The sequence below is a fragment of the Arthrobacter glycogeni genome (assembly GCF_054511155.1).
Genome location: NZ_JBTNDE010000004.1, coordinates 150,029 through 172,977 on the forward strand (window position 1 = coordinate 150,029; position 22,949 = coordinate 172,977).

At 65.2% G+C, this 22,949-nt stretch carries 21 protein-coding genes and 1 pseudogene; 13 read left to right on the forward strand and 9 right to left on the reverse strand.

Annotation, left to right across the window (positions count from 1 at the left end):
- Nucleotides 1-8: 8 nt before the first annotated feature.
- The 3 genes from rpsA to polA all read right to left on the reverse strand — a co-directional run bounded on the left by rpsA (nt 9) and on the right by polA (nt 6,004).
- Nucleotides 9-1,517: a 30S ribosomal protein S1 gene (rpsA, locus tag ACX80O_RS04375; RefSeq protein WP_459307386.1), complete on the reverse strand. Its 1,509-nt coding sequence runs from the start codon at nt 1,515-1,517 to the stop codon at nt 9-11.
- Between the two features lie 339 nt (nt 1,518-1,856).
- Nucleotides 1,857-3,182, reverse strand: a complete 1,326-nt coding sequence (locus ACX80O_RS04380; protein WP_459332656.1) for a GNAT family N-acetyltransferase — start codon at nt 3,180-3,182, stop codon at nt 1,857-1,859.
- A gap of 44 nt (nt 3,183-3,226) precedes the next feature.
- Nucleotides 3,227-6,004 (reverse strand): DNA polymerase I, encoded by a 2,778-nt coding sequence (gene polA, locus ACX80O_RS04385; protein WP_459332657.1) that lies wholly within the window; start codon nt 6,002-6,004, stop codon nt 3,227-3,229.
- Between polA and ACX80O_RS04390 the strand changes: the two genes are divergently transcribed.
- From ACX80O_RS04390 to ACX80O_RS04400, 3 genes are all read left to right on the forward strand, one after another.
- The gene (locus tag ACX80O_RS04390; RefSeq protein WP_459307389.1) at nt 6,003-6,491 is read left to right on the forward strand and encodes a PaaI family thioesterase; all 489 of its coding nucleotides are present in this window, start codon (nt 6,003-6,005) and stop codon (nt 6,489-6,491) included. The two genes, polA and ACX80O_RS04390, sit on opposite strands and share 2 nt — an antisense overlap.
- A 193-nt stretch (nt 6,492-6,684) precedes the next feature.
- Nucleotides 6,685-7,458 (forward strand): AfsR/SARP family transcriptional regulator, encoded by a 774-nt coding sequence (locus ACX80O_RS04395; protein ID WP_459332658.1) that lies wholly within the window; start codon nt 6,685-6,687, stop codon nt 7,456-7,458.
- Nucleotides 7,459-7,466: 8 nt separating this feature from the next.
- Nucleotides 7,467-8,519, forward strand: coding sequence for a hypothetical protein (locus ACX80O_RS04400; protein WP_459307391.1), 1,053 nt, complete (start codon nt 7,467-7,469; stop codon nt 8,517-8,519).
- A 26-nt stretch (nt 8,520-8,545) separates the two neighbouring features.
- Here ACX80O_RS04400 and ACX80O_RS04405 read toward each other — a convergent pair whose 3' ends face one another.
- Both ACX80O_RS04405 and ACX80O_RS04410 read right to left on the reverse strand, forming a co-directional pair.
- On the reverse strand, nt 8,546-8,776 hold the full coding sequence (locus tag ACX80O_RS04405) for a hypothetical protein (RefSeq protein WP_459332659.1): 231 nt from the start codon (nt 8,774-8,776) through the stop codon (nt 8,546-8,548).
- Nucleotides 8,777-8,782: 6 nt separating this feature from the next.
- Nucleotides 8,783-9,997 carry a S8 family serine peptidase gene (locus tag ACX80O_RS04410; RefSeq protein WP_459307393.1) on the reverse strand — a complete coding sequence of 405 codons (1,215 nt, stop codon included), beginning with the start codon at nt 9,995-9,997 and terminating at the stop codon, nt 8,783-8,785.
- A gap of 161 nt (nt 9,998-10,158) precedes the next feature.
- Between ACX80O_RS04410 and ACX80O_RS04415 the strand changes: the two genes are divergently transcribed.
- From ACX80O_RS04415 to ACX80O_RS04435, 5 genes are all read left to right on the forward strand, one after another.
- Nucleotides 10,159-10,638, forward strand: coding sequence for a hypothetical protein (locus ACX80O_RS04415; protein ID WP_459332660.1), 480 nt, complete (start codon nt 10,159-10,161; stop codon nt 10,636-10,638).
- Nucleotides 10,635-12,542 carry a M64 family metallopeptidase gene (locus ACX80O_RS04420; RefSeq protein ID WP_459332661.1) on the forward strand — a complete coding sequence of 636 codons (1,908 nt, stop codon included), beginning with the start codon at nt 10,635-10,637 and terminating at the stop codon, nt 12,540-12,542. Before ACX80O_RS04415 ends, ACX80O_RS04420 begins: the two co-directional genes overlap by 4 nt.
- Before the next feature lie 28 nt (nt 12,543-12,570).
- On the forward strand, nt 12,571-13,191 hold the full coding sequence (locus tag ACX80O_RS04425) for an L-threonylcarbamoyladenylate synthase (protein WP_459307395.1): 621 nt from the start codon (nt 12,571-12,573) through the stop codon (nt 13,189-13,191).
- A gap of 318 nt (nt 13,192-13,509) precedes the next feature.
- Nucleotides 13,510-13,725, forward strand: a complete 216-nt coding sequence (locus ACX80O_RS04430) for a hypothetical protein (RefSeq protein WP_459332662.1) — start codon at nt 13,510-13,512, stop codon at nt 13,723-13,725.
- A gap of 31 nt (nt 13,726-13,756) precedes the next feature.
- Nucleotides 13,757-15,286, forward strand: a complete 1,530-nt coding sequence (locus tag ACX80O_RS04435; RefSeq protein WP_459332663.1) for a CYTH and CHAD domain-containing protein — start codon at nt 13,757-13,759, stop codon at nt 15,284-15,286.
- 453 nt (nt 15,287-15,739) lie between these two features.
- On the opposite strand, the pseudogene ACX80O_RS04440 reads toward ACX80O_RS04435, so the two are convergent.
- Both ACX80O_RS04440 and ACX80O_RS04445 read right to left on the reverse strand, forming a co-directional pair.
- Nucleotides 15,740-17,150, reverse strand: a pseudogene (locus ACX80O_RS04440) (amino acid permease).
- 32 nt (nt 17,151-17,182) lie between these two features.
- Nucleotides 17,183-17,344, reverse strand: coding sequence for a hypothetical protein (locus ACX80O_RS04445; protein WP_459332700.1), 162 nt, complete (start codon nt 17,342-17,344; stop codon nt 17,183-17,185).
- Between the two features lie 86 nt (nt 17,345-17,430).
- Here ACX80O_RS04445 and ACX80O_RS04450 point away from each other — a divergent pair, with 86 nt between their 5' ends.
- The 5 genes from ACX80O_RS04450 (at nt 17,431) to nhaA (ending at nt 21,466) form a co-directional block, all read left to right on the forward strand.
- Nucleotides 17,431-17,964 (forward strand): sensor histidine kinase, encoded by a 534-nt coding sequence (locus ACX80O_RS04450; RefSeq protein ID WP_459332664.1) that lies wholly within the window; start codon nt 17,431-17,433, stop codon nt 17,962-17,964.
- Nucleotides 17,961-18,584 (forward strand): hypothetical protein, encoded by a 624-nt coding sequence (locus ACX80O_RS04455; protein WP_459332665.1) that lies wholly within the window; start codon nt 17,961-17,963, stop codon nt 18,582-18,584. The genes ACX80O_RS04450 and ACX80O_RS04455 overlap by 4 nt, the downstream gene beginning before the upstream one ends.
- Complete coding sequence (locus tag ACX80O_RS04460; RefSeq protein ID WP_459332666.1) at nt 18,499-19,491, forward strand: DUF4153 domain-containing protein; 993 nt, start codon at nt 18,499-18,501, stop codon at nt 19,489-19,491. The genes ACX80O_RS04455 and ACX80O_RS04460 overlap by 86 nt, the downstream gene beginning before the upstream one ends.
- Nucleotides 19,492-19,567: 76 nt before the next feature.
- A complete protein-coding gene (locus ACX80O_RS04465) occupies nt 19,568-19,909 on the forward strand; it encodes a hypothetical protein (RefSeq protein ID WP_459332667.1) in 342 nt (113 codons plus the stop codon).
- Between the two features lie 132 nt (nt 19,910-20,041).
- Nucleotides 20,042-21,466, forward strand: coding sequence for a Na+/H+ antiporter NhaA (gene nhaA, locus ACX80O_RS04470; RefSeq protein WP_459307401.1), 1,425 nt, complete (start codon nt 20,042-20,044; stop codon nt 21,464-21,466).
- A 590-nt stretch (nt 21,467-22,056) separates the two neighbouring features.
- Here nhaA and ACX80O_RS04475 read toward each other — a convergent pair.
- Both ACX80O_RS04475 and ACX80O_RS04480 read right to left on the reverse strand, forming a co-directional pair.
- The gene (locus ACX80O_RS04475; RefSeq protein ID WP_459332668.1) at nt 22,057-22,596 is read right to left on the reverse strand and encodes a GNAT family N-acetyltransferase; all 540 of its coding nucleotides are present in this window, start codon (nt 22,594-22,596) and stop codon (nt 22,057-22,059) included.
- Nucleotides 22,593-22,778, reverse strand: a complete 186-nt coding sequence (locus tag ACX80O_RS04480; RefSeq protein WP_459307403.1) for a hypothetical protein — start codon at nt 22,776-22,778, stop codon at nt 22,593-22,595. The genes ACX80O_RS04475 and ACX80O_RS04480 overlap by 4 nt, the downstream gene beginning before the upstream one ends.
- Nucleotides 22,779-22,949 lie beyond the last annotated feature (171 nt).

Here is a 22,949-nt window from a genome sequence, read left to right on the forward strand (position 1 = left end):
TACGTGACCTAGTTGCCGGTCAGCTTTTCGCGCAGCGCGGCAAGAGCCTCGTCCGACGCGAGAGTACCCGTGCCGACGTTGCTGCTACTGCTGCTGCTGCCGCCGTTGCTGCTTTCGCTAGCTGCCGGCTCCGAGGAGTAGCTGGTGGAGCTGGACTCGACCGGCTCGTTGGCTGCGGCTGCATCGTCAGATGCGTGCTGCACAACCTGCTTCTTGTGAGCTTCCCAACGTGACTGGGCCTCAGCGTACTGAGCTTCCCAGGTGGCGCGCTGCGAGTCGTAACCCTCAAGCCATTCGTTCGACTCAGGATCGAAGCCCTCAGGGTACTTGTAGTTGCCTTCCTCATCGTACTCGGCAGCCATCCCGTACAGGGCTGGGTCGAATTCGGTGCTGTCGGCATCGACGCCCTCGTTAGCCTGCTTGAGGGAGAGTGAGATCCGGCGACGCTCGAGGTCAATGTCGATGACCTTGACGAACAGCTCGTCTCCAACCGAGACAACCTGCTCTGCAAGCTCAACGTGACGGACTGCCAGCTCGGAGATGTGAACCAGGCCTTCGATGCCGTCTTCGACGCGAACGAACGCGCCGAACGGAACCAGCTTGGTAACCTTACCCGGAACAACCTGCCCGAGGGCGTGGGTGCGGGCGAAGGTCTGCCATGGATCTTCCTGGGTGGCCTTCAGTGACAGTGAAACCCGCTCGCGGTCCAGGTCAACCTCAAGAACCTCAACGGTGACTTCCTGGCCAACTTCGACAACCTCGGATGGGTGGTCGATGTGCTTCCAGGACAGCTCGGAGACGTGAACGAGTCCATCGACGCCGCCCAGGTCCACGAAGGCACCGAAGTTGACGATCGAGGAGACGACGCCGGGACGAACCTGGCCCTTTTCCAGCTTGTTCAGGAACGTGGAACGCACCTCGGACTGGGTCTGCTCAAGCCATGCACGGCGGGACAGAACCACGTTGTTGCGGTTCTTGTCCAGCTCGATGATTTTCGCTTCGATCTTCTGACCGATGTATGGAGCAAGATCGCGTACACGACGCATCTCAACCAGGGACGCAGGCAGGAAGCCGCGGAGGCCGATGTCCAGGATGAGTCCACCCTTGACAACTTCGATGACCGTACCGGTGACGACGCCGTCTTCTTCCTTGACCTTCTCGATATCGCCCCAGGCACGCTCGTACTGAGCGCGCTTCTTGGACAGAATCAGTCGGCCTTCTTTGTCCTCTTTGGTGAGCACCAAGGCTTCGACAAGATCGCCGACGGAGACAACGTCTCCGGGATCAACGTCATGCTTGATGGACAGCTCACGGGAAGGGATAACACCCTCGGTCTTGTAACCGATGTCGAGCAGAACTTCGTCGCGGTCAACCTTGACTACCGTTCCTTCAACGAGGTCTCCGTCGTTGAAGTACTTGATGGTGGCGTCAATCGCTGCGAGGAAGTCCTCAGCGGTGCCGATGTCGTTGATCGCGACCTGCGGTGCACCTGGCTTCTCGGTGGTGGTGATGGTCATGTAGTTGGGACTCCGTTGTGGATGATTAGTTGATCCGGGAGGCGACGCGAAGACAACAGGAAACTCTGCTGGCCCACGTGGTACCCGCCCGGAAGTGGGCTTTTGGAGAGAGAACGCGTTACCTAATGCTGCTGAATAACCCGTTTCACAGTGCGCATTACACGCCCGTCCAGTCTAGCCGTCTGCGCCAACACAGGTCAAAGCGGCACTCCCCGTCCCACCGAGCCGTGAGGTGAGGCTCGCCCTCATCGGTCCTTCGGCCCGCCAGATCTCACACTTCGGCGAGGGGCGCGGGTTGCCGGGGTACGGGAAGGCAAGTGTGGGGTTTGGTGGGGAAACTCAGAAGTGGGTGATGCAGTACGGGCTCGTCAGGGTCTGAAACATCCGGTCGACGACGGCGAGCCCGCTCTGGCCGCCGGCCCCCAGTTCCGCGATCTGCCCGGCGGCGGCCAGCGTGACCGCCGGTACGCCCCCCAATAAGAGCGAGCCGAGCGCCGCGACGTCCATGCGCAACTGGGTGTCGGCGTCGTCGTCGAGGCGTGAGACCGTCCCCACACCGTTTTCGGCCGTCAGCCTGAAACGGCCCGCTGCGTGCCCCAGCGGGTCAACGATTTCCAGGGTGACAGTCCCTGCACCCTCGTAGCCGCGTGCCTCGAGTGCGGCTACCGGGTCGAGGATGCGCAGCCAGAGGACGTCCTCGTCGCCGATGAGCCTGTAGCACCGGCGATCCTGCAGGGCCCAGGGCAGGGGGTCGTTAACCGGCGCATGGTCGAAGGTGATCCGCTGCACCAGGTCAATCGAGCCGAGGTAGCGCCACAGCTCAAGGCAGGCGGCGTCGGAAGCGGCAACCAGGTCGACAATCTTCATCGTGTACGGGGTGGTCCCCCAGCCAGCGAACTTGTAGGAGACGAAGCCGTCGGGTCGGCCGTCGTCGTCGTAATGGACGGCGGCGCGGACGCCCTTGTCTTCGGAGGGCCGTTCCTCGCCCCACCGCCCGGATGCGCGTTGCGGATAGGCGAACTGGCGGCCCACCGACCCGGTGGTCACATGGTGGAATCGCGCGAAAATCTGCTCTGACAGGGCTGCCGCGGAGGCTGGCGCCACCATCTCGGTCACGCCATAGGCAGGGGTGCGCAGGGCAAACCGTTCCTTGACATCCACCTCGACATTGCGGGTGAACGTCGCCGCGCCGAACCCGAACCTGCCGTAAATGGTCGCCTCCGAAGCGGTCAGCGCCGCGATGGCGAGCCCCTTGGAGGCGGCGGCCTGCAGGTCGGTGGTCATCATGGTGCGCAGCAGACCGCGACGGCGGTGGGTCGGACGCACGGTGACCGCGGTGATCTGGTGCGCGTCAATCAGCTGGCCGTTGCCGACGTTGAGGGAGTTGACCATGGTGGCGTAGGTGGCCACCGGAATGCTGGCGTCCCACGCGTGTGCGCTGGCTGCATCGTCGTAGGCGCCCCACAGGGTGCGGCTGTCAGACGTAAACGCCTCGGCGTAGGTGGCCAGATCCTCCGGCTCGGTCCGCGTTTCGTGGAACCCGAAGCGGACCGCCTCGAACCAATGGGCCAGCGCACTGTCGGCGGAGGAATCAGTGTCGGCGGTTACCGTGAAGGTGTCGATGCGCAGTGGGGACGGGGCGGCGGAGTCCTGGGTTTCAGTCACGATCCACCAGCCTAGTGCGACGGGGCGCCAGGCACCAGCACGGCTTAGTGGGCTGCCTCGTGCCAGCTCGCCCCGACGCCGACCGACACATCCAGCGGCACCGTCAGGTCCGCCGCGGATCCCATCTGTTCGCGCACCAGCAGTTCCACAGTGTCCCGCTCACCGGCCGCGATTTCCAGGACCAGCTCATCGTGCACCTGGAGCAGCATCCGCGAGGAGAGGCCCTGCCGGCGCAGTTCAGCGTCGACGCCGAGCATGGCCTTCTTGATGATGTCAGCGGCCGACCCCTGGATGGGGGCGTTCAACGCGGCCCGTTCAGCCATTTCCCGGAGCTGCCGGTTGTCGCTGGAAAGGTCGGGCAGGTACCGGCGGCGCCCTTCGATGGTCGACGTGAAGCCGTCGATCCGGGCCTGTTCCACCACGCCGCGCAGGTAGTCGCGGACGGCACCGAACCGGTCGAAATAGTCGCCCATCAGCGTGCGGGCCTCATCGACCGAGATGGCCAGCTGCTTGGACAGCCCGAACGAGCTCAGACCGTAGACCAGGCCGTAGGACATGGCCTTGACCTTGGACCGCATCGCGCTGGTGACGTCGGCGGGTTCAACGTTGAAGATGTGCGCGCCGACAAACCGGTGCAGGTCCTCGCCGTCGCGGAACGCCTGGATCAGACCCTCATCGCCGGACAGGTGCGCCATGATGCGCATCTCGATCTGGGAGTAGTCGGCGGTCATCAGGCAGTCGAACCCATCGCCGACGACGAAGACCTCGCGGATCCGCCGCCCCTCGTCAGAGCGCACCGGGATGTTCTGCAGATTCGGGTTCGTCGAGGACAGCCGTCCCGTGGCGGCGATGGTCTGCACATAGGTGGTGTGGATTCTGCCGTCGTCGGCCACCGACTTGCGCAACCCCTCGACTGTCTGCCGGAGTTTCGACGCGTCGCGGTGCGCCAGCAGCTGTTCCAGGAACGGGTGCCCGGTCTTCACGATCAGGTCGGTCAGCGCATCGGCGTCGGTGGAGTAGCCGGTCTTGATCTTCTTGGTCTTCGGTAGTTCCAGTTCGTCGAACAGGACCGCCTGGAGCTGCTTGGGCGAGCCCAGGTTGATCTCTTTGCCGATGATCCTGAACGCCTCGGCGCTGGTGGTGCTCATGGTCGCCGAGAAATCGTCGAACAGCCGGTCGAGGCGGTCCATCGCCACCGGCACACCAGTCAGTTCCATCTCCGCGAGTACCTGGGCCAGGGGCAGTTCAAGCCCCCCGAGCAGCTGGTTCGCTCCGCGCTCCACCAGCTGGCCGGCGAAGTATTCGCTAAGCTGCAGGGCGGCGAAGGCGCGGGCGACGGCGGGTGACGCCATGTCCTCTTCCTCCAGCTGCAGCGCGAGCTGTCCCCCGGTGGACTCCGCGGGGGGCGCGATGGACATCCTCAGGTGCGACTGGCTAAGATCGCCGAGGTCGTAGGCCCTGCGGTCGGGCTGGATCAGATAACCGGAGATGGCCGTATCGTCGACCACTCCGGCGAGTTTCAGTCCGCGCGCGGCCAGCAGTTTGTAGGCGGCCTTGAAGTCGTGGACCACCTTGGGCGCACCGAGGTCGGCCAGCCAGTCGGCGAGCACCCGCTCAGCCTCAGCGTCCAGTGTCTCCAGCTCCAGGTAGGCGGCACCGGTCGAGGTCACGACCGCCAGTCCGACGACGTCGTCGTTCCCGGTCGTTGACTGGGTCACCAGTTGGACGGCAGCGATGGCTTGATTGGTGGCGTTGAACCACCCCGTGAGGGCCGCGGCGTCGCCGAGCACCACGTGCTCCGGCGGGGTCATCTCATCGTGGGCCTCGGCGGCGTCTTCCTCGCCGAACAGGTCGAACAGACGCTTCCGGAGGACGTTGAACTGAAGGGAGTCGAACAGCTCCTCGACGGCCGGGCGGTCGGGGGTCCTGGACACCATCGTGTCCAGTTCAACCGGCAGGTCAAGGTCACGGAGCAGATGGTTCAGCCGCCGGTTCCGTTTGACCAACTCGATGTTCTCCCGGAGCGCGTCGCCCACCTTCCCCTTGATTGCGTCAAGGTTCTCGAGGATGCCGTCCAGCCCGCCATAGAGCTTGATCCACTTGGCTGCCGTTTTCGGGCCGACTCCGGGTACGCCCGGCAGGTTGTCGGCGGTCTCCCCGACCAGCGCGGCCAGATCGGAGTACTGGTCCGGCGGCACGAGGTACTTCTCCTCCACAGCCTGAGCATCCAGCTGCGGAATGTTGGTGACACCCTGCTTGGGGTACAGCACCGTCACCCGGTCATTGACCAGCTGGAACGCGTCGCGGTCGCCACTGACCACCTGGACATCCCAGCCCGCGGCGGCCGCGCGGACCGACAGAGTGGCGATAATGTCGTCCGCCTCGTACCCCTCCATGGAGAGGGTGGGAATGTGCATGGCCTGCATCACCTTGATGATCAGGTCCACCTGGCCGTGGAATTCCGTGGGAGTCTTTGCGCGCCCGGCCTTGTACTCGGTGTATTCCTCGGTCCTGAACGTCGGTGTGTTCAGATCCAGTGCCACCGCCACATGGGTGGGCTTCTGGTCCCGGATCAGGTTGATCAGCATCGCGGTGAACCCGTAGACGGCGTTGGTGTGCTGGCCCGTGTCGGTGGAAAAATTCTCGGCGGGCAGGGCATAGAACGCGCGGTAGGCCATCGAGTGGCCGTCGATCACGAGGAGGCGTTGACGGGAACCGTCGGCCGGGGCCTGGGCCGTCGGCGAGGCGTCCGTCAGAGTCGCGGCGGCTGCGGGAACGTCAGGTTTGGTTGTTTGACTCACAGGTGCCAGCCTAGTTCCCATGACCCACAATTACACTCCGGAGCCGTCCGGACCCGAACCGACCGCCAACCCGTTCGCCGCCGAGCTGACAGCAGCCGGCGTGCCCGAAAAGATGCACGACTGGCTCAGCGGCCACGGCATCGGGCGCCTCGCAGCGAAGATGGGCATCGTCTTCACCGAGATGACCCCCGACCGCCTCGTGGCTACCATGCCGGTCGAGGGAAACGAGCAGGTTGCGGGGATACTGCACGGTGGCGCGCACCTCGTCCTCGCCGAGACGCTGGGATCCTTCGCTGCTGGCCTGCACGCCGGCCGGGACCGGCAGGCCCTGGGCATCGAGATCAGCGCCACCCACCACCGGTCGGCGTCGTCGGGCCTGGTCACCGGAACTGCCACGGCCGTCCACCTGGGGCGTACCCTGGCCACCCACGAAGTGGTGATGACCGACGACGTCGGCCGCCGCCTCTCCACCGCCCGGATCACCAACATCATCCGCGACGTCCGCTAAAACCCGCCCGCGCCCGCCCCGCCGGCGCGCCGGGCGCGGCACCCGATCGGAGAGGCGATCGTCTCGGGGCGAGCTGTGGCCAGGAGCATTGACAACCCGCTGAAGTCTGAGGATGCTAGCACTTGACAGCGGTCAACCGTTTCAGCGGATAGGGGGCGCCTCTCCCCTTTCAAGCAGGAAGTGGGGACGGGGCATGTCGTCGAGCATTCCGGTCCAATGGAATTTGAAGTTGTTGGGGTGCTGGTGTCTTGAACGGGATCACCAGCCAGTCACCGTTGCGTTCCGTCAGCAACGCCTGATCGCCGCGCTTGCGCTACGCGGCGGACGACGACGATGCTACATCGCCGGGCTGCTCTGGCCGGATCGCACCGACGTGCAGGCTTCGGGCAGCCTGCGGGCGTGCCTGTGGAACATCGCGCACCAACTGCCCGGGCTGCTCCACCCGGTCAGCGATCCGTTGGCGCTTGGCCCGGGGATCGCCATCGACGTCAACCAACTGCTCGGCCGCGTCAATCTTGCCGACAGCGGGGCCGCGGTCCCGCCAGGGCTGGCAGCCGAACTGCGGTCCGCTGAGCTGCTGCCCGGCTGGGACGAAGACTGGCTGCGCGCTGACCAGGACCGGCTCTTCCGGCAGCGGCTCGTCACTCTGGAAACCCTCGCCGATACGTATCTCGCCCACGGCCAACTGCCCGCCGCCCTCGATGCCGCGACCGCCGCCGTCGCACTTGATCCTCTGCTCGAGAGCGTGCAGCGGACCCTGCTGCGCATCCATTTGGCGGCGGGCAACCACGGACTGGCCGTCAGGAGTTATCGCGCCTATCTGTCCACTCTCAAGCGCGATTGCGGCGTGAGGCCATCCGCACGGATCACCGAGCTGATCCGCCCCCTCCTGCAGACCCAGGAGCCTCCCCTCCTGCCGGAGCCTACTGTCGGTTTTGGCGTTAGCCTGCACCCGTCGTTCGAGTAAGTTGAGCCATGTCAGTACCCTCCGCTTCACCTCAGCCGCCTCCACCACCGCTACCGCCGACGCTCCCGCCGCCCACCAACCGCGCTTGGCGCGAACAGGCCATCACCCTCGCCGCCCAGTTGCGGACCCTCGCCGAATGGATCAGCCTCTCCGATCCCCCGGCAAACGCCCCGACAGGGCAGGGCAGCGCCATGGCAGCGCTGGATCACGCGATCATCCGACACCTCAACGAAGCCATCATTGTGGCGGAAGAGAAGTCACCGGCCATCCAGACGTCGTTCAATGGCGCCGTGGTGGAACGGGTTCTCAGTCAGCTGGATGCAGCGCAGGTGGCACTCCTGCTGAGGGCTCCCCTGGGCTACGTCGAGTCACAACTGCCGGGCATCCAGGCGCATGCCCGGCACCACCTGTCACGGGATGACCCACATCGGACCGCGGTGGAGCAAGTGATCGCCGCCGCGGCCGCAGCGCCGCTGGAGGAATCGGGTCGGATGACGCTGGTGGCGGCGTTCAGGGCCTCCTGCCTTGAGTCCAGGGATGAGTTCTCCCGGGTGCGAAGCTTCCGCAACGTGCTGATCATGGGCGCATTGGTGCTGACCGTGCTGGCGACGGGGCTCGCAATCGCCGGGTGGATTCGGCCGGACGAGTTGCGCCTGTGCTTCGAACCGTCGGAGGGCACCGCCTGCCCCACCGGCGACCGCCCCCGACCCTGGGACGTCTTCTTCATCGAATCCTTCGGGCTGATCGCCGCGGCGGTGTCCGGCGCCGCGTCCCTCCGACACGTCCGCGGCACCTCGACCCCGTACGGACTCCCGCTTGCCCTAGCCATTCTCAAGCTACCTGCCGGTGCCCTGACCGCCGTGCTCGGGCTCCAGCTGATGCGGGGAGGCTTCGTCCCCGGATTGAGCGACCTCGACAACCCGGCCCAGATCGTGGCCTGGGCGATCACCTTCGGCGCCGCGCAGCAACTCTTCACCGGGCTAGTGGACCGGCAGGCGCAGGACGTGCTCGACGACGTCGGCGGCAAGACCCGCGGCACCCCCGACCCGGGCGGTCAGTAGTGTCCGGCGGCCAGCAGTCGGCCAGGCTACTGGATATCGCTGTCGGGCGGCGGCAGCAGGTAGCGGGCTTCGCCGTCGACCGAGGACACTCCCTCCACGGCCTCCAGATCCGGCCGGCAGTCCTCGGGCGCTGACCCGGTAATCATGCCGACATTGCCGAGCACCCGGTCGATCTCCAGACCGCAGGACCGCAACCGTTCCGCGACCTCCTGAATCGCGGGACGGTGCACGTCATCGACGGTGACAGTGAAGTTCATCTGACCCTATTCCTGCGGCGCCAGCACCAGGCCGGAGCCGACATCGACCGACGCCTCCAGCAGGCGCTGACTCTCCTGAACCATCAGCGACCACAGCTCCCGGCCCCGGAACCCTGAGGCCTGCGCCCATAGCGCCGCGATTCCTGCAGCGTGCGGAGTGGCCATCGACGTTCCACTGATGGTGTTGTAGCGGTCGGGCATCAGCCAGGAGGAGTACACCTGGAACCCCGGACCGGCCACGTCAACCTGCCCGCCGCGGAGCGGAAGGGTCCGGGCGGAGAAGAACGCCATCTCCAGCTGCTGATCCAGTGCGCCGACTGCCATGATGAACGGGCTATTGGCGGGCGCACCCACGAAACCGAAGTCGCCTTGCCGTCGGTCAGCGTTGTTCCCCGCAGCTGCGACAATCAGGTGACCCTGGTCGAGCGCCCGGCGTCCCACAGCCGTGTAGGGCGGATGCACCTGCGCAATATCGGCGCCGAGCGACATCGAAATTACCGCGCAGCCGTTGGCCATCGCCCAGTCGATTCCGGCAATGATGCCGCCATCGCTGCCCGACCCGGAGTCGCTCAGAACCTTCCCGGCATAGATCTCCGCCTCGTAGGCGACGCCATACGCCGGGCCGTCGGACGGGGCCCGCGGCCCGCACGAGGTACCGATGCAGTGGGTCCCGTGACCGTGGCCGTCCTGGGCGGTTTCGCCCGGAATGAACGACTCGACCGTGATCTGCCGGCCGGAAAAGTCGGGGTGACTGGATTCAAATCCGGTGTCCAGGACCGCGACGCGGATGCCCTCACCGCTGTAGGGGGACGTGTCAGCACCCACCGCCTGCAAGCCCCAGGTGAGCTGCGGGGTGTCCTGAAACGACGCCGAGGCTCCCCCCGGCTCCTCGCTGAGGACGTGGTGAATCAATTCGGGTGACACTGAGATGATGGCGCCCTCGTCCGAGGAGGTACGCAACGATCTGGCCTGCTGCGGATCAGCGGACACCACCGCAATCCCCAGTCGGGAATAGACTGTGGCGTCGGTGCCCTCCGTCTCGGCGGGCGTGGCAGCCCGGGTACCGAAATCGCGGGAATCGGCAACATTGGACATGCCGCCGGCCGCCCGCAGCAGACCCGGCGCGTCCTGCTCTGCGTCGGCGAAAACGACGATGAAACGGCCTGTGGTCTCCGCTTCCTGCCCGCGGGTCCGGCTGCCTGAGGATTCAGATTCAATCATGGTGGCACTCTACCTCTGGGGCTCTCGGGGATAAAGACACAACGTACCGCCGCTCGCGTTACTGGGGCGTTACAGCTGGACGCACCCCGGTGCCGGTAACACGCCAGTAACGTCGTCGGCGGGAGGATAGGGCGACGGCCTCCCGCGAAAGAAGAGCTCCCATGACTGACATCCCAGATTCCGTCCCCGGCGCCATCCGGTTGATCTTCGAGTACGACGGCGACGAGGTCCGGCTGATCCTCCAGCAGCCCGTCGACGTCGCCGTGACCGGCTTCGACGCGCACCCCGACATTCGCGCCGGCCGGTACGCCGAGGTGCGGGACGCCCAGGAAACACCCCTAACCCGGGTGCCGATCCGGGCCGGTGACATCCATAGCGCTGAAGTGTTCCCGGAGACTCCGGGTGACCCCATCACCCGGGTGCGGGTGGACCAGCCCAGCGGGGCCTTTACCGTCGTCGTCCCGGCGCCGGCTGCGGCCCGTAGCATCGCCTTGATCGACATCGCGGCACCAGAACCGGACGACGTCGTTTCGCGGGATGCCGAACCACCCGGCGACGGCGGGGACGGTCGAAGACTCGGCGGTTCCCGCATCACCGAAATCACCAGCTTTGCCATCGAGGGTCGGGGTGAGACGGAATGACTACCGCCGACGGAGCAATCATCGGGACCACCCAGATCCGGGGTTCAGCGCCCCGCAACCGTGCCTTCAACGTCGTCCTGTTGGGCGACGGGTTTCGAGCCGCCGAACAGGCCGCCTTCGACGCAGCCTGCACCGCCCTCGCCACTGCGTTCCTGGGCACTCCACCGTTCAACGAACTGGCTCCGGCCATCAATATCTTCCGGGTCAACGTGTCCTCGACCGACTCCGGCGCTGACGATCCGGTGGGGCCTGGTGGGACGGGTGCCACCGCGCGGACTTACTTCGACGCGACCTTCGGCGGCAACGGCATCAGGCGGCTGCTGCTCTGCAACGCCGGGACGGCGCTCAGCGTCGCGGCGGCACAGATTCCGGAGTTCACCACGGTGCTCGTGATCGTCAATTCGACCGTCTACGGGGGAAGCGGCGGTTCCATCGGCACCTACTCCCTCGCCAGCAGCGCCACCGAGATCGGTATCCACGAGATGGGCCACACGGCGTTCGGTCTGGCAGACGAGTATCCGTATTACGCCGGCGGCGACGAGACCGGCCGTGACCATCATCCCGGCCCGGAGCCCGGGGAACCCAACGTCACGATCAACCGGAACCGGGTGACCCTCAAGTGGCGATGGGCGGTCAACGCGGCCACCGCGATCCCCACCATGACCAACCCCGACTGCAGCACAGTGGATTCACGGCCCAGCCCGGTGTCCGCCGGGACTGTCGGAACGTTCGAGGGCGCACATTACTATCACTGCGGCGCGTTTCGGCCGGAATTTGCGTGCAAGATGCGGGACCTCGGGGTGCCGTTCTGCCGCATCTGCCGGCAGGTGATCTGGAACCGGATCGGGCCGCTGGCGGCGTTGACCTCGCGGGCGAAGACTCCGATCACGGTGATCGACCGGTACCCGGAGCACCTTGACGTGTTCGCCGTGGGCTCCGGCGGACGCACCATGTCCAACTGGTGGGACCAGAGCAGTGGGTGGGCCGGGTGGTTCCACCTGATGGGCGGGATCGCGTCCCCTGGCGGCGTCGGGTCGCCGGTAACCGCAGTCGCCCGGTATGCGGGCCATCTTGACCTGTTTACCGTGGGCACCGACAACCGCGTGTACAGCGCGTGGTGGAGTTCCTCCGGCGGCTGGTCCAACTGGTTCCAGCTGGGCACACTGGTGGCCCGCGCCGGGTCGACGGTCAACGTCCTGGCCCGGTACGCCGATCACCTGGACGTGTTCACCACCGCCGCGGACGGCAGGATCATGTCCACCTGGTGGGATGTGCGGACCGGTTGGTCCACCTGGTTCCAGATCTCCGGCGGTGTGGCCGCCAACGGGGCAACCGTCACGGCGATCGCCCGGTACCCCTTCCACCTCGACCTGTTCACCGTCGGCACCGACAACCGGGTCTGGAGCTGCTGGTGGGACGAACGCAGCGGCTGGTCCCGCTGGTTCCAGGTCGGCGGGCAGCTGGCCCGGCCCGACGCCACGGTCAACGTCGTGGCGCGCCACCCCGATCATCTGGACCTGTTCACCACCGCCCCGGACGGGAAGATCATGTCCACCTGGTGGAGCGCCAGGACCGGCTGGGGCTCCTGGTTCCAGGTGTCAGGTGGTGTCGCGTCGGCTGGGTCACCGGTCACCGCGGTGGCCCGGTATTCCAACCACCTCGACCTCTTCACCGTCGGCACCGACAACAGGATCTACAGCACCTGGTGGCATGACACGTCGGGGTGGGCTGGCTGGTTCAACATTTCGGGCGGCGTCGCCAAGCCCGGCAGCCAGGTGGCAGCCGTGTCCCGGGTGACCGAGCACCTGGACGTGTTTGTCGTCGGATCGGACAGCGTCGTCTACAGCACCTGGTGGAACGCATCAACGGGCTGGGCCGGCTGGTTCCAGTTGGGGATCACCTGACCGGGCCGCGCCGACGTATGCTCTTCGCATGGCCAAATTTTTCGATGTACACCCGGAGGATCCGCAGCCGCGCGCAATAGGGCAGATTGTCGACGTCGTGAGGTCCGGCGGGCTGATCGCCTACCCCACCGACTCCTGCTACGCCCTGGGCGCACAGCTGGGCAACAAGGACGCGCTGGACCGGATCCGGTCGATCAGGAAGCTGGACAGCAAGCATCACTTCACCCTGGTCTGCAAGGATTTTTCGCAGCTGGGACAGTTTGTGCACATCGACAACGACGTGTTCCGCAGCATCAAGGCGGTGACGCCGGGCAGCTACACGTTCATCCTGCCCGCCACCAAGGAGGTCCCCCGCCGGCTCCTGCACCCGAAGAAGAAGACCGTCGGCGTCCGCATCCCGGACCACCGGATGGTCCAGGCCCTTCTCGAGGAGCTCGACGAACCGTTGCTGTCCAGCACCCTTCTGCTTCCCGACCAGGAGGCACCCCTGACCCAGGGCTGGGAAATCAAGGAAGAGCTCGATCATCAGGTGGACGCGGTCATCGAATCCGGGGAGTGCGGGGCCGAACCCACCACCGTCATCGACTTTTCCAGCGGCTCCGCCGAGGTGGTGCGGTACGGCATGGGCGATCCTTCCAGGTTCGAATGAGCCGCGCAGCCAGCTTCGTGGGGTATCCTCAGCCCTAGACGGCCTCGGTTACCGTCTGCTGTGAGCATATTCGTCACCGTCTGACCGCACGGCGAGCCCGCACGCTAAGGTATCCCGTGGTCAGATCCGATCGGCAACAGACACCCTCACTCCTCCCGGCGCCGCCCCAGTCTGCCCCCGATGAATCGGCCACCCGCTACGAACTCCGCGCCATTCTGTCGCGCCGCATCATCAGGGGATCCCCTTCCGGGCACAGCATCCGTCGCCCCGCAGCATAAATTGCGCGGGATGAACCTTCGTGACCGGCAGGAGACCAGCATGAGCTTTTCAAACGAACTAACGATCTCCCAGATGAGTGAGGACGGGGCAGACGAGAGCCTCCTCAGCCAACTCCGGGAAGCCGACGCGGAAATCGACAGGATCCTTCGGTCTGGCGGAACATCGCAGGATGTCAGGGAAACGCAGCGCCGCTTCAACGGCCTGCTGTCCACGTCCCACCACCGCTCCGGCAGCACCCATGCCACGAGCTCGTGACGCGCAGCAGGCCAGGCGCAATAATAGGGGGATGACACGCACCGAAGCGTTGGAGATTGAACGCAAGTACGACGTTGGGCCGGTAGAGTCGATCCCCGACTTTACCGGCATCGCCGGCGTGGACCGGGTGGATGACGGCGGGACCGTGGTGCTTGGGGCGGTCTACTACGACCTGGCGACCCGCGCACTGTTGCGCCACGGCATCACCCTGCGGCGCCGTCGCGGCGGCAAGGACGAGGGGTGGCACATCAAGTTCCCTGCTGCCCCGCACCGTCTCGAGGTCCACGTTCCGCTGTCGGCCGCCGAAGACGCAGTGCCAGACGCCGTGCCAGTTGAGGTGCTTGACCTGGTGCGGGTCCATGTCCGGGGCCAGTCCCTGATCCCGGTGGCGCGCCTCACCACCACCCGGACCATCACCACCCTGGTCGGGACTGTCGGTAGCCCGCTGATCGAGATCTGTGATGACCTGGTTGACTCTGAGGATCTGACCACCGGCGTCGAACGGTCCTGGCGGGAGTGGGAGGCCGAGGTAGTCGGCGCCGGTGATTACCCCGTCGACGAGCAGGCCCGGGTGGTGGACGCCGTCGAATATTGCCTGCTGAATGCCGGGGCATCGCCGGGTCTCGGCGGGCCGAAACTCGCCTTAGCCCTGGGCGGCAAACCCAAGGATCCGCTCACCGAGGGCAAACCGGGCACGGTCAGGAATGTCCTCACCGCCTCGTTCCGCCGGGCGGCTGAGGATCTGATGGTCTGGGACCCGCGGGTCCGCCGCAACGAGGAGGGGTCCCTGCACCAACTGCGCGTCAGGTCCCGCACCCTGCGCAGCATGCTCAAGACCTACCGTCCGCTCCTGGACGCGGAGCAGGCCGATCACCTTGAGGAACGGCTCAAACTGGTGGGCGGAACCCTGAGTGCGGCCCGGGACGCGGAGGTGATGCAGGATCTGATCGGGAAGGGCATCGCACGCCAGCCTCAGGGATCAATTCCCCGGCATGTCATGAGACGGCTGGAGAAAATGTCGGCCGCACAGCGCCTGAAAGCACGGTCCCACGTCCTGCGGGAGCTAAACTCCACCGGCTACTTCGCCACCCTCGATGCGCTTGACGACTTCACCTCGAGTCTCCCGCTGAGGGGCGGCAAGAAGAAGGGCGGCAAAGCCGCGTCGGAGCTTCCCCAGGCCGTCAAACGGCAACAGACCGCGGTGCTGAAGACAGCTCATCGAGCGAATCGGGAAACCGATCTCGACACACAGCTTGAGCTGCTGCATGAGGTGCGGAAGAGATCCAAGCGGCTGCGCTACGCCATCAGGTCCGTCGATGGAACCTCAGGGTTCAGCTTCAGCGCACAGATGGGTAAGTCGGGGAAGGCTTCCGAAAAGATCCAGGACATCCTGGGGACGCATCGCGATAGCGTACTGTTCCAGCGGTACCTTCTCAAAGCATCCCGGGCCGCCCGCCGCGCCGGTGACAACACCTTCGCCTACGGGGTACTTCATGAAGCCGAACAATCAATTCAACGCACGGCTGAAGCGGATTTCCGGAAGACGCTTGCCAAACTATGAGTCGGCCGGCACCTGGGTGCCGGGTCGGCTCACCAGTCTTGCCAGCGGCGGTTGCCCTGCAGCGGGACCGCGCGCCGGGCCGGGCCGCGCTGTTCGTTGTCTTCCGTGGTCCAGGTGATGAGCATTGCTGGTTTTTGGCCCCTGGGTAGCCGCTGAAGGAGGCCTCGCCCGACGTCGCCATGGTGCTCCGCAGGTTCGACGACTCCACGGCGAACTGCTCAAACTGAACGTCAACTGCTGTCGCTTTGGCGGATCCGGTGTTGGTCAGCACCCAGATGTTGTCCTTCCCCGGTTGCTTCGCGAATCGTCATCGCCTCTTTGCCCACGCCAGGAGGCTAGTTCCTGAAAAGGTCGTCCGGGTGCCGTGCATTCGTTGTCCAAAAACCGCCGTGTAGTCCAGTGGATGTGCCCGCCCTGCTGAAAGCCGGCCTGGTCAGGGCTCGTTGACGTTGGTCATGCGTTGATGAGCCAGGTGATGAACCACAGCACGACGCCGATCAGCATCAGTCCGGCAGCGATCTGGTACTGCACCGGATCCCGGTCCACCCAGGGGCAGCGAGGAAGGCACACAGGACCGCCGCAACAAGAGGCAACGGACCCGGGGAGGTGAAAAACACCTTCCGCGACCGGTCCCGTTTGCCGCGAAGCACCACGCAGGCCACATTCACGACGGTGAAAACGCAGAGCAGCAGGAACGCTGTCGTCCCCGAAAGGTTGGCAACAATGTTGCTCTCCGGATCGCTGGTGACGTACCAGATCAGCCCCAGGGCGAGGACGGTCGAGAAGGCAATGCCAGCCCAGGGGGTCCGCTGCCCGGGGAGCACTGCACCCAGCGGCCGTGGGAGGACCGGCTGCCGGGCCAGACCATAGATCAGTCGGCTCGCCATCAGCATGTTAATCAGCGCGGTGTTGGCCACGGCGAAGACCGCGAGGAATGGGAAGATCCGGTCGATCGGGAAGTCCGGGGACCCCTTCTGCACCACCTCAAGAAGAGCAGCGCCCTCGGCCTCCCGGATTCCTTCGATTTCAGTGGGGGAAAGCACGCTCACCACGGTGATGGCCACCAACATGTAAAGGATCACCGCGATTCCCAGACCGGTGAGCATCGCGCGGGAAAGATTCGTTCAGGGTTCCTGGTCTCTTCGACCATGTTGACGGAGTCCTCGAATCCGACCATCGCGAAGAAGGCTATCGAGGTGGCGGCGGTGACGGCGAGGAACAGGTCCTTGTCCTGGAAGTCGGTGAAGACCACCACCTGCTCGAAGTTCCCGGTGCCCTGCGTCATGACGTAGAAGCCGACGCCGATCACCATGCAGAGGGCGATCATTTCCACCAGTGTGAGCACCACGTTGAACTTCACGCTTTCGCCCACGCCGCGAAGATTGATCGCCGCCAGCAAGACCATGAACCCCATGGCGACGGCGGTCAGCAGTCCCTGGCCCGGCATGTCCATCCACCTATTCACTTCGAGCCCGCCAAAAAAGTTTTGCGCCAGGACATTGGCTGATGTCGAAGCGCTCGTGATCCCGGAGCAGACGACGACGAACGCCATCATAAAGGTGACGAAGTGGATTCCGAATGCCTTATGGGTATAGAGGGCAGCCCCGGCGGCCTGAAGGTATTGAGTCACCAACTCCAGGTAGGAGAAGGCGGTCATCGTGGCGACGACGAAGGCCAGTAGGAAGGGCAGCCAGACAATCGCGCCGACCGTGCCCGCCATAGTGCCAGTAACGGCGTATACCCCCGCGCCGAGGATGTCGCCGACAATAAACAGCAGCAGGAGCTTCGGCCCGAGGACCCGTTTCAATCCTGTGTGTTCCTCATCCAGTGACACCGCCGACTCGTTGCCTGAAGTGGTGCTCATGCTTCACGTCCACGCTGGTACCCCGGTGCCGGTTAGTACCGGGCGAACCGCTGGGCGGTGGTGGCGTAGCGTTCTGGCCTGTTGGGGAGCAACTGTGCGACGAAGTCGCCATGGCTGCGGGCCCCCACCTTCGCGAACATCGACTTGAGATGATCTTGCACCGTCTGGACCGAAATGAACAGCTGGACGGCGATTTCCGCTGCCGCGGGTGCGTTGGTGGCCCGCTATTGCTACCAGGCGCTCGCGGACCGGTTGGCCGCCGAAGGCTTCGTCGTGGTCAGTGCTTTCGACGGGCCCGGCGCGACATCACGCCGTCGACGAAGCCTCAGTCGGGGGCAGGCCAATCCGGCTGACGACGTCGGTCGACCCACCCGACCTGGTGGTGACAGCCGACTCCGCACGCCTGGCCCAGGTTGTCGCTAACCAGATCGACAACGCGGTCCGGCACAGCCCGTCCAACGGCACGGTTCACCTGGCTGCCGCCACCCGGGCCGGGCACCTCTGGAGCCTCGAAGTCACCGACGAAGGACCCGGCATCCCGGTTGAGCAGGCCCAACGGGTGTTCACCCGGTTCGGGGTAGGCGATGACAGTAGCGGCGGCACCGGCCTGGGCCTGGCCATCGCCAGCTGGATTGCCCAATTGCATGGCGGGTCTATCACCGCGCTGCCACCCGCTCCGGGGTCCGCTGGCGCTCGGATCCTCGTAGTGCTCCCCCGGGCATCCCGGGCAGCAACCCCACCACCCGTCTCCGCGACGGCTCCCCCCGCGCCGGCGCCCGCCGCCACCCCACCCACCCCGAGGAGACCGCCGTGACCGCCGCTGGCTACCCCTACCCTGCCCAAGGATCTTCACCAGTTGATGTGCCGGACCATCCCCCGGTGATGTCCGGCACCGAACGATTTTGGCCCGAGCGCGGACTGCGGACGGCACCCCGGCCCGTGTTCCTGGCGCTCGCGGTCGGCGCACTGGCTGCTGTCGTCCTGCCGGACCGCAACCTCGGGCTGGGCACCCTGCTGATCCTGCTGGTCTCCGGCGCCCTGATGCTAACCCTGTCGGTGCGTCATCGTCGCCCGTGGACCGTCGCCGCCACGGTGCTGTGCCTGGGACTGGGTTCACTGGTAGTCCTGCGCGACGCCGAATGGCTGGCCAGACTGGCGGTCCTCGCCGCGGGGGTACTCGTCACCACCTCCCTCACCGACGCTAAACGCGTCCTGCCCATCTGTGCCGGTGGACTCGCGTGGGTGCTTAGCGGCATCCACGGCCTCCCCTTGCTGGGTCGCACGATGTCGGCTGCCACCAAATCACCGGTCGCTGTGGCCGGTGCTGCGGACCACCGCCATCTCACTCGTGGCGCTCGTTGTCTTCGGCGGACTGTTCGCTTCCGGAGACGCGGTGTTCGGTTCCTGGGTGTCCACTGTCCTTCCCGACGTTGAGCTGGCCGATAGTCTGGTGCTGCGCGCCTTCGTCTGGTTCGTCGTCCGCGGCGTAGTACTTGCGGGCTGTTATCTGGCCATCAATCCACCCCTGGTCGAGAAGGCCGCCGTCGGGGCGGGCCGCCCGGTCAGCCGGGCGTGGGAATGGCTGTTCCCGGCGGGCGTTGTGGTCGCAGTGTTTGCGGTCTTCGTGACCGCGCAGGCGTCGGCGATGTGGGGCGGACACGAGTTTGTGCGGGACACCACCGGGCTCAGCTACGCGGACTACGTCCATCAAGAATTCGCCCAGCTGACCGTTGCGACGGCTCTGACCCTCGCCACCATCGCGCTGGCTGTTCGCAAAGCGCCTCGAGCCACCGCCCAGGACCGTCTGCTGCTGCGCATCGCGCTCGGCGCCCTGGCGGTACTTACCCTGGTGGTCGGGGTCTCGGCGCTCTTCAGGATGTCCATCTACCAGCAGGCCTACGGTTTCACTGTGCTGCGTGTCCTGGTGGACGCGTTCGAAGTGTGGCTCGGCCTGTTGGTGGTCTTCGTGATGGGGGCCGGGGTGCGGATGTCCGGGTGGTGGCTGCCCAGGGCTGCGCTGATGTCCGGTGCAGTCCTCCTGCTGGTCATTGGCGTGGCGAACCCTGAGGCCTGGGTGGCCCAGCAGAACATCAACCGCTTCGAGACGAGCGGCAAACTGGACGTTGCCTACCTGGCCAGTCTCGAAGCCGACGCCGCACCCGCGATCGTGGCGGGCCTGCCCGTCGAGGTGACCCCGTGCGTGATCGCCTTGCAGCCAGCCCCCGCGACCACCGACGATTGGCTGGGCTGGAATCTGGGCCGTGCGCTCGCCGTCGACTCGGTGGCTGGCCTGGATGAGGACTCCCGCCCCACCGTCTGCCCTGGTCAGCTCGGCCAATGACCCCTGCGGTCCGTGCCCACGGCGCGCTCCTGCGCGACGAGTACCCAGTGTTCTGTCTCGACCAGGACACCGAAACGTGACCGAGTCGACACGTGTCCCGCCCGTGCTCCCGCCAGCCCAGAGCGCACTATGGGGCATGGACAAAATCACCCGGATCGTCAGGCGCACGCTGCAGTGGCTGCGAGCCAATCGGGACTGGCTGCCGGCCGCCCTGGTTCTGGCCGCTGTTGCGGCGTTCTGGTCGGTTGGTCTGGTAGGTGGATTGGCGATGCTGCGCGAAGCCCGATCGCCGATGGCCACCCTCATTGGTCTGTACTTCATGCTCGCGTTCGTCGCCATCTCCATCGCCGTCGCCGTCCTTGCGGCCTCGGATCTGACCCGCCGGATTGCCGTCCGTAGGAACAACCAGCGACGCTAACCGGCGGGCACGGTGATCCGCGTGAACCGCCGGAGAGCGGTTTCCCGGTCTGACTGGTAAACTGGACTGAAGGTGAGCCGGGAAGTCTGGTCGGCAGTTTCTATTGTCGACCCCAATCCAGGAGCCTCACTCATGGCAGACCCAACCTCCAAGCCCAAACCCGTCTCAGGGCTGATCGGCCGCGGTACCTACTCCGAGTCGCTGAGAATTGGCGAAATCCTCCGGAAGGAAACCGTCGGCGGCATCTTGTTGGTTATCACCGCCACCGCCGCGATCATCTGGGCCAACTCCCCAGCTTCCGATAGCTACTTCGCATTTCGAGACTTCACGTTCGGGTACGAACCTTGGCATCTTGAGCTGAGCCTGGGAGCCTGGGCTGCTGACGGCCTGCTGGCCGTGTTTTTCTTCCTCGTCGGACTCGAACTCAAACGTGAATTCGTTGCCGGTGATCTGCGCAGTCCCGCCAAAGCGATAGTTCCGGTTGCCGCCGCGGTCGGCGGCGTAGCCGTTCCCGCCCTGGTCTACGTGGGCATCAACATATTCAGCCCTGAGACGCTGCGTGGCTGGGCAATTCCCACTGCCACCGATATCGCTTTCGCCGTCGCGGTCCTCGCGATCGTCGGCTCACACCTGCCCAGCGCACTCCGGATATTTTTACTAACGCTCGCCGTCGTCGATGACCTGATTGCCATCTCCATCATCGCCCTCTTCTACTCCGATGACATCCAGGCCGCGCCCCTACTCCTGGCCCTCATCCCGCTCGCACTGTATACGGTGCTGGCACAGAAGTATCGCGAATTTTTTCACTTGAAGCCAGCTGCCGCCTGGCTCATCCTGCTGCCCATCGGCTTTGTTGTGTGGGCTCTTGTGCATGCAGGCGGTATTCACGCCACAGTCGCCGGAGTTTTGCTCGGATTCGCAGTGCCCGTCCTGCACCGGAAGTCCAGCGCTGGGCCAGATGCCGGGCCCGGTCTGGCCGAGCTCTTCGAACACCGGATCCGTCCTCTGTCGGCAGGATTCGCGGTACCCGTGTTCGCTTTCTTCTCCGCCGGCGTCACTGTGGGCGGCTGGAGCGGGTTCATCTCGGCGGTGACCGATCCGGTCGCGCTCGGCGTCATGGTGGGCCTGGTCCTGGGCAAGCCGATCGGCATTGTGGGGACCACCTGGCTCCTCACCAAACTCACGAAGGTGAACCTTGACCCGGCCCTGCGCTGGGTGGACCTGCTGGGCATGGCGTTGCTGGCCGGTATCGGTTTCACCGTCTCGCTGCTGATCGCCGATCTAAGTTTCACCCCCGACAGCCCCACCAATGATCACGCCAAGGTCGGAATCCTGTCGGCTTCCATCCTGGCCGCCCTGATCGCGTCCGTAATCCTGCGGGCCCGCAACAAGCACTACCGCACCATCGAGGCGGCGGAGAGGGTCGACGACGACGGCGACGGGATTCCCGATGTCTACCAAAAACCGAGCAACCCGGCGGCCGGGTCAGCTACGGCGCCGGGACTTGACGACTCCCGGAGGGGCGTCGATCGCCGTGAGCCCCCGTCCAGTCCATAGCCTGGCCGGTAGTGAAAGCAGGCTGGCGGTCGCAGACTGAGACGGGCTGGGCGCACCCCGTCGGCCCTATCGAGCTACAAAAAGCGGCGGTTGCTGCTTTTCAAACCCTATTCCTTCTCGACCATCGCCCCAGGTCTGGATCGTTGGTCGAACGTTTTCACATTGCGCCGACTGGGACAGCGTCCACTCGCCGGCCGACCGACTCACGGCCAGTGAACGGGATGGAAGTCCAGAGCATACGGCGGCATGTCTGGAGCTCGGTCATGTTGATCTTCCGGGGCAGTTGGCGGTTCATCCTGGGGCGACGCCCGCTCGTTGGCGTCCCCGGGCGTAGCTGAAGCGAGACTGTTGTCCATGTTTCCCCCATGGCTAGACTCGGCGGAGGGTACCGCCGCAGTACAGAAATTATGCTATTCCCCTCCGACACTTTCGGTTAGCCCGCGCTGCGGCGACCGAAACGAGAGCGCCAGCGGGGCGTTCGCCGTGGGCAAGAACCTCAAAGGGTCAGCCTCGGGCGGGATCCGCCAACGCTGCAAAGGTTCGTCCTATAACGAACAGCTGACAGTGGACGGTCAATCGCATCACTTATCTCACAGGCTTCGTCCGGTGAGCGCAGGAAGCCGCCTCCGGCACCACGACGGCGGGGGCTTCAGGCCGTGTGTTGTCGACAACCAGAGTGGCACGGACCGCAGGGCTACACGCCGCCAAGTAGAGTTTCTGGCCCCCAACATACCGTCGCATCGCCGGGTCGGTCGGGTCCCCAGGGTTGCAAAGCGTCTTCGCCGCTCTGGTCGCGTAGCCGCGGGCCCACGACCGTGGATGAAATGCCAGCCAATCTCTACTTCATCTGATGGGCCGTCCGTACCTGACAGCCGAATGCTCTGCAACATCACAGTCCCGGGAAGCTCAGCCGAGGAAGCATCTCCGACTACCCAATAGCCCGTCACCGGGTCCTTGACGGCACTGAGCCGGTGAATCAACGTCTCAGCGCTGGCGCGGCTCCGCACCACCTTCGGAATCCGACCAAGGAACCGCTGCACGTCCTCGTTCGAGTACAAGTCATATGCGAAGTCCACATCCTGCGCCCGCCATGGCCGAAGTAGAACTCCTTCTCCCCCAAGTAGACTCACGCCTCCACGCTAGAGCAGAATTCTCTCCTCGGGCTCCAAACAGTTAACGGAACCTGCTCCTCGCTGCTCCTCGCACCGTCCTCGTCAGCAGGATCGGTGTCGGTATCGAGGTCACTCCACACCAGATCCAGTGGATCATTGGCGCGGGCGAGTCGGGCGCTGGAAAAGATCGCATCGGGCATTCGGCCATCCTATTTCTGAGCAGCGTCCTATTTCCGGCTATGGCACTGCCAACTTGTCGCTCAACCGTCTTGGCACTAATCTCTGACGAGCGTATGTTGCCGTCCATGGCCAAGGATTCCGTCGAGACAAATCCAGAGAATTACCGCGTTGCATTCGAGAATGAGCGGGTC

Excerpts from the sequence above, each read along its gene's own strand:
- rpsA (WP_459307386.1), bottom strand. The coding sequence starts at position 1,517 with ATGACCATCACCACCACCGAGAAGCCAGGTGCACCGCAGGTCGCGATC.
- ACX80O_RS04390 (WP_459307389.1), top strand. The coding sequence starts at position 6,003 with ATGACCCACAATTACACTCCGGAGCCGTCCGGACCCGAACCGACCGCC.
- polA (WP_459332657.1), bottom strand. The coding sequence starts at position 6,004 with ATGGGAACTAGGCTGGCACCTGTGAGTCAAACAACCAAACCTGACGTT.
- ACX80O_RS04395 (WP_459332658.1), top strand. The coding sequence starts at position 6,685 with ATGTCGTCGAGCATTCCGGTCCAATGGAATTTGAAGTTGTTGGGGTGC.
- ACX80O_RS04400 (WP_459307391.1), top strand. The coding sequence starts at position 7,467 with ATGTCAGTACCCTCCGCTTCACCTCAGCCGCCTCCACCACCGCTACCG.
- ACX80O_RS04405 (WP_459332659.1), bottom strand. The coding sequence starts at position 8,776 with ATGAACTTCACTGTCACCGTCGATGACGTGCACCGTCCCGCGATTCAG.
- ACX80O_RS04410 (WP_459307393.1), bottom strand. The coding sequence starts at position 9,997 with ATGATTGAATCTGAATCCTCAGGCAGCCGGACCCGCGGGCAGGAAGCG.
- ACX80O_RS04415 (WP_459332660.1), top strand. The coding sequence starts at position 10,159 with ATGACTGACATCCCAGATTCCGTCCCCGGCGCCATCCGGTTGATCTTC.
- ACX80O_RS04420 (WP_459332661.1), top strand. The coding sequence starts at position 10,635 with ATGACTACCGCCGACGGAGCAATCATCGGGACCACCCAGATCCGGGGT.
- ACX80O_RS04425 (WP_459307395.1), top strand. The coding sequence starts at position 12,571 with ATGGCCAAATTTTTCGATGTACACCCGGAGGATCCGCAGCCGCGCGCA.
- ACX80O_RS04430 (WP_459332662.1), top strand. The coding sequence starts at position 13,510 with ATGAGCTTTTCAAACGAACTAACGATCTCCCAGATGAGTGAGGACGGG.
- ACX80O_RS04435 (WP_459332663.1), top strand. The coding sequence starts at position 13,757 with ATGACACGCACCGAAGCGTTGGAGATTGAACGCAAGTACGACGTTGGG.
- nhaA (WP_459307401.1), top strand. The coding sequence starts at position 20,042 with ATGGCAGACCCAACCTCCAAGCCCAAACCCGTCTCAGGGCTGATCGGC.
- ACX80O_RS04480 (WP_459307403.1), bottom strand. The coding sequence starts at position 22,778 with ATGCCCGATGCGATCTTTTCCAGCGCCCGACTCGCCCGCGCCAATGAT.